The sequence below is a fragment of the Thermobifida cellulosilytica TB100 genome, from assembly GCF_001517975.1.
GTDB lineage: Bacteria > Actinomycetota > Actinomycetes > Streptosporangiales > Streptosporangiaceae > Thermobifida > Thermobifida cellulosilytica.
Genome location: NZ_KQ950181.1, coordinates 263,727 through 267,934, shown reverse-complemented (window position 1 = coordinate 267,934; position 4,208 = coordinate 263,727). Strand labels below are relative to the sequence as shown.

Sequence of the window (4,208 nt, the reverse complement as noted above, 5' to 3'; positions counted from 1 at the left end):
CCGCGCCCGCGGCGGGTGCGGCGCTGGAGGGGGTGGTCACCCCGGTGCTTGGTGCGCTGCTGTTCGTCACCTTCCTCCAGGTTCCGGCCGCCGACCTGGCGCGTTCGCTGCGCGACGGCCGTTTCCTGGCCGCCGCCCTGGTGGTCAACTTCGCCGTGGTGCCGCTCGTGGTCGCCGGGATGTGGCTGCTCCTGCCGGACGACCGGGCGGTGCGCCTGGGGGTCCTGCTGGTCCTGCTGGCCCCGTGCGTGGACTACGTGATCGTCTTCTCGGGTCTGGCGGGCGGCAGCAGTCGGCGCCTGCTGGCGGCCACCCCGGTGCTGCTGGTCGCCCAGATGGTGCTCCTGCCGGTGTTCCTGTCCCTGTTCCTGGGGGCCGAGCTGGCGGGTGCCGTCGACGGCGGGCCGTTCGTCGAGGCGTTCGTGCTGCTGATCCTGGTCCCGCTGGGCCTGGCGTGGGCGCTTCAGGCGTGGTCGGGGCGGAGCCGGGCCGGTCGGCGGGTCGCCGACGCGGTGTCGGCCACGATGGTGCCGCTGATGGCGGCGACCCTGCTGGCCGTGGTCGCCTCGCAGGTTCCCCGGCTCGACGGCGACCTGGCCCGTGTCGCGGCGGCGGTGCCCTGCTACGTGGCCTTCCTGGTCGTCATGCCGTTCGCGGGCAGGGCCGTGGCGCGGGTCTTCGGGCTGGGGGTCCCGGCCGGCCGCGCGATCGTCTTCACCGGTGCCACCCGCAACTCCCTGGTGGTCCTGCCTCTTGCGCTGGCCCTGCCCGGCGAGCTGGCCGTGGCCGCCGCCGTCGTGGTCGCCCAGACCCTGGTGGAGGTCGTGGGCATGGTCGTCTACGTCCGGGCGGTGCCCCGGTTGGTGCCCGACCGGGCGGCCGACGCCGTCGGCTGAGCCCGTCGGCTCGCGGGAAAGCCCGTCCCGTGGTGCTCCCGGCCGCAAAGACCGACGGGGCCGGACCCCCTGGGAGGGTCCGGCCCCGGACAGCGGGGTGGTGCGGCGGCTGGGCGCCGCCGCACCACGGGCGTGGTCGTCCGTCCTCAGCGGATCAGATCAGTTCGCCCTGCAGGAGACGGTCGGCCAGGTCCAGTTGCCGTTGTGCTGGATCGTCATGCCCCAGTTGTTGCCGTTGCCGTTGGGGCGGGCGACCAGCGTCTGGGCGTCGGGGTAGCTGGCCTGGATGTTCCACGTGGCCATGACCTTGGCCGGGTAGGGTCAAGGCCCTGGCCGATCCCACCCGCCGCGTCATCCTCGACGAACTCGTCGAGCGGCCGGGGCAGACCACTGCTGGCCGGCCGACAGCACCGCGTAGCAGCCGCCGCTGCCGTCGTTGGTGCCGCCGCCGTTGTTGCCACCGCCGTTGTTGCCGCCACCGTTGTTGCCACCGCCGTTGTTGCCGCCGGTGGTGCCGATGGTGACGTTGGAGTTGCCGCTGCTCTGGTAGCCCTCGGTCGCCATGATCATGTAGTCGTGGTTTCCGAGGCGCATACCGTGGCGGGCCCAGGCGTCGAAGTGGTTGCCAGCGGTGATGGTGCCGCTGGACCGCCGCGACTGGCGGACGCTCCAGTACTGGTCGAAGGTCCGGTTGCCTTCGATGGAGGGGGCGTTGTAGCGGGTCGTCTTGTAGATGTCGTAGGTGCCGCCGTCGGTGGTGACGGTACCCATGTAGGCGCCGGTCGGACGGTAGGTGCCCCAGTTCTCGACGATGTAGTACTCGACGAGCGGGTTCCTGGTCCAGCCGTAGAGGGTCAGGTAGGCGTTGCCGGAGGGGTTGAAGCTCGCCGAGTAGGAGACGGTCCGGGGTCCACCCGTGCTCCATCCCTTACCGGCGACGAAGTTCCCGGTGTTGCGCCAGGAGGTGCTGTAGTTGCCGCCGGACCCCAGCTCCATGGACACCGTTCCGGGCGCGTCGGTCCAGAACGAGTAGAAGTAGCCGCCGTGGTTACCGGTCTGGTTCGAGGTCACGGCCGCGTTGGCCGTACCGGGCATCAGCGTGACGACCGCGACCAGCGCGGCAGCGAACGCCCGGCCGAACATGCGACCGGTACGCCCGAATCTGCGGCTTTCCGGTCTAGCGGGGGCTTTGTTCATTACGGATTTTTCCTCCTTGTGAGGACTGGAACCGGGCAGCGCGGGGACCCGGCACAGGCTGTCGGTGACCGGAGAGTGGCGGTCGCCGCGCGTCGGTGTCGCGCAACGCGGCGGGGTGAGCCGTTCGTCGTGCGGTCGACGACTGAGGCCAGGCCCTGTAGCTGACCCGAGTCGACAGCGGGCAAGATCTGTCGACACCGACAGTGTTCGCGTGACTCTGACGAGTTGTCAATAGTTTCCGGAAAATTTCCGAAAATTCTCTGCGTGAACCCCCGTCGCAACCCCCCAAGCGAACGGATTTTTCTGTCTAGTCGCTCCCGTGTACCTGGTCAAGAGTGATCGGAACAGATCCCGAAAGTTTCGAAGCCAACTTCGAAGAACATCGCGGCGGACAAGCGGACACACCCTTTCGGCCCGGCCCTTGTGCGACGGGAGTGGCCGCAGTGGTCGGTGGTCCGGCCTCCGGGGCGGCCGCGGTGGCGGGCGGAGGCACCGGGCGCGGGCGCACCCCCGGAAGACGGGACCGGCGCGGGGCTGCGGGCGGCCGGCGGAACGCGCGGCGGGCGGGTGCAGCGCTCCGCCGCGTCCGCGGGCAGGGGCCGGTGCGGGGCGCGGGCGGGTGCGGCCGGCCGGGAGGCGGGTCTAGTCGGCGGTGCGGCGGCTTCGCCGTTCGTGGTGGAGCAGTTGGAAGGGACGCAGCGCCGACTCCAACTGGACCGCCAGGTCCATCTTGCTGCTGCCCCGGGTACGGTCCTCGAAGTGGATGGGGATCTCCACGATCTTCTGGCCGCGGCGGTAGGCGCGGAAGTGCATCTCCACCTGGAAGCTGTAGCCGCTGCTGTGGACGGAGGCCAGGTCCAGCGCCTCCAGCGCCCCGCGCCGCCACACCTTGAAGCCGGCGGTGATGTCGCGCAGCGGCAGCGCCAGGACCGCCTTGACGTAGGCGTTGGCCCAGCCGCTGAGCAGGCGGCGGCGCAGCCCCCACTCCTGCGACAGGCTGCCGCCGGGCACGTACCGGCTGCCGATGACCACCCCCGCGCCGGTGGACAGCAGGGTGCCCAGCATCTGCGGCAGGTAGAGCGGGGGGTGGGAGAGGTCGGCGTCCATCTGGGCGACGAACTCGGCGCCGTCCTCCAGCGCCCGGGTCATGCCCGCCACGTAGGCCCGGCCCAGCCCGTCCTTGGCGGTGCGGTGCAGCACCGTGATCCGCCCGGGGTGCTCGGAGGCGAGTTTGTCGGCGACCTCGCCGGTGCCGTCGGGCGAGTTGTCGTCGACCACCACCAGGTGCAGTTCCGGCAGCGGCAGCGCCATGACCTGGGCGGTCAGGACCGGCAGGTTCTCGGCCTCGTTGTAGGTAGGGACGACGACGCTCAGCCGGGAGCGGGACCACGGTTCGGGGAGCGGGACCGGATCGGGCATGGCAGCGGGCCTCCAACTGTCGGACTCGGCCCAGCGTATCCCGTTCCCGGGGCCCCGCAGAGTCGCCTCGCCCCGGCGCTACTGGCCGCGGTCGGTCTCGGGAACCGCCACGTGCACGGTGGTCCCCATGTCCTCCAGGGTCAGCAGCACCTCGGGGTCGGCCTGGATGTCGGTGACCAGGTGCGTGATGGCCTCGGGGGCGACCGTCTGCACCATGGTGTCGGTGCCGATCCGGGTGTGGTCGGCCAGCACGATCACCTCCTCGGCGCACTCGGCCAGCGCCCGGTCCACCCCGGCGACGGCCGCGTTGGAGGTGCTCAGCCCGCGTTCGGCGGTGACGCCGTGGCCGGAGACGAAGGCGCGGCGCACCCGCAGCCCCTCCAGGGCCTGTTCGGCGGCCCCGCCGACCAGGGCCAGCTCGGCGCCGCGCAGGGTGCCGCCGGTGACGATCACCTCGACCCCGGGCGCGTCGGCGAGGATGCGGGCGACGTGCAGGGAGTTGGTGGCGACGGTCAGCCCTCTGCGGTGGACCAGCTCGGCGGCCAGGGCTGCGACCGCCTCCCCCGGCCCCAGGACGATCGTGTCGTCCTCGGCGACCAGGGAGGCCGCGGTACGGGCGATGGCGACCAGTTCCGGCGCGGGGGAGCTGCCGTCACCGGGCCGCGGGGCGCGGCGGCCGGGCAGGGAGGCGCCGCC

General features: G+C 71.9%; 5 protein-coding genes. 1 reads left to right on the top strand and 4 read right to left on the bottom strand.

All coding sequences use genetic code 11. From position 1 onward, the window contains the following. Window positions 1-896: arsenic resistance protein (locus tag AC529_RS07465; RefSeq protein ID WP_083948023.1), on the top strand; the 896-nt coding region annotated here is incomplete at its 5' end. 159 nt (window positions 897-1,055) lie between these two features. On the opposite strand, the gene AC529_RS21315 is transcribed toward AC529_RS07465, so the two are convergent. From AC529_RS21315 to AC529_RS07450, 4 genes are all read right to left on the bottom strand, one after another. Continuing rightward, the gene (locus tag AC529_RS21315; RefSeq protein ID WP_198156337.1) at window positions 1,056-1,199 is read right to left on the bottom strand and encodes a hypothetical protein; all 144 of its coding nucleotides are present in this window, start codon (window positions 1,197-1,199) and stop codon (window positions 1,056-1,058) included. 48 nt (window positions 1,200-1,247) lie between these two features. Further along, entirely contained in the window at window positions 1,248-2,039 is a 792-nt protein-coding gene (locus tag AC529_RS21150; RefSeq protein WP_394326438.1) for a glycoside hydrolase family 11 protein, read from the bottom strand. Between the two features lie 696 nt (window positions 2,040-2,735). Continuing rightward, a complete protein-coding gene (locus tag AC529_RS07455) occupies window positions 2,736-3,512 on the bottom strand; it encodes a polyprenol monophosphomannose synthase (RefSeq protein WP_068755010.1) in 777 nt (258 codons plus the stop codon). A 78-nt stretch (window positions 3,513-3,590) separates the two neighbouring features. Further along, window positions 3,591-4,208, bottom strand: a 618-nt coding sequence (locus tag AC529_RS07450; RefSeq protein WP_068755007.1) for a DeoR/GlpR family DNA-binding transcription regulator, incomplete at its 5' end; no start/stop codon positions are given.

Bases quoted from the DNA above. Each gene is read 5' to 3' on its own strand.
- AC529_RS21150 (WP_394326438.1), bottom strand. From the start codon at position 2,039: ATGTTCGGCCGGGCGTTCGCTGCCGCGCTGGTCGCGGTCGTCACGCTG.
- AC529_RS21315 (WP_198156337.1), bottom strand. From the start codon at position 1,199: ATGGCCACGTGGAACATCCAGGCCAGCTACCCCGACGCCCAGACGCTG.
- AC529_RS07455 (WP_068755010.1), bottom strand. From the start codon at position 3,512: ATGCCCGATCCGGTCCCGCTCCCCGAACCGTGGTCCCGCTCCCGGCTG.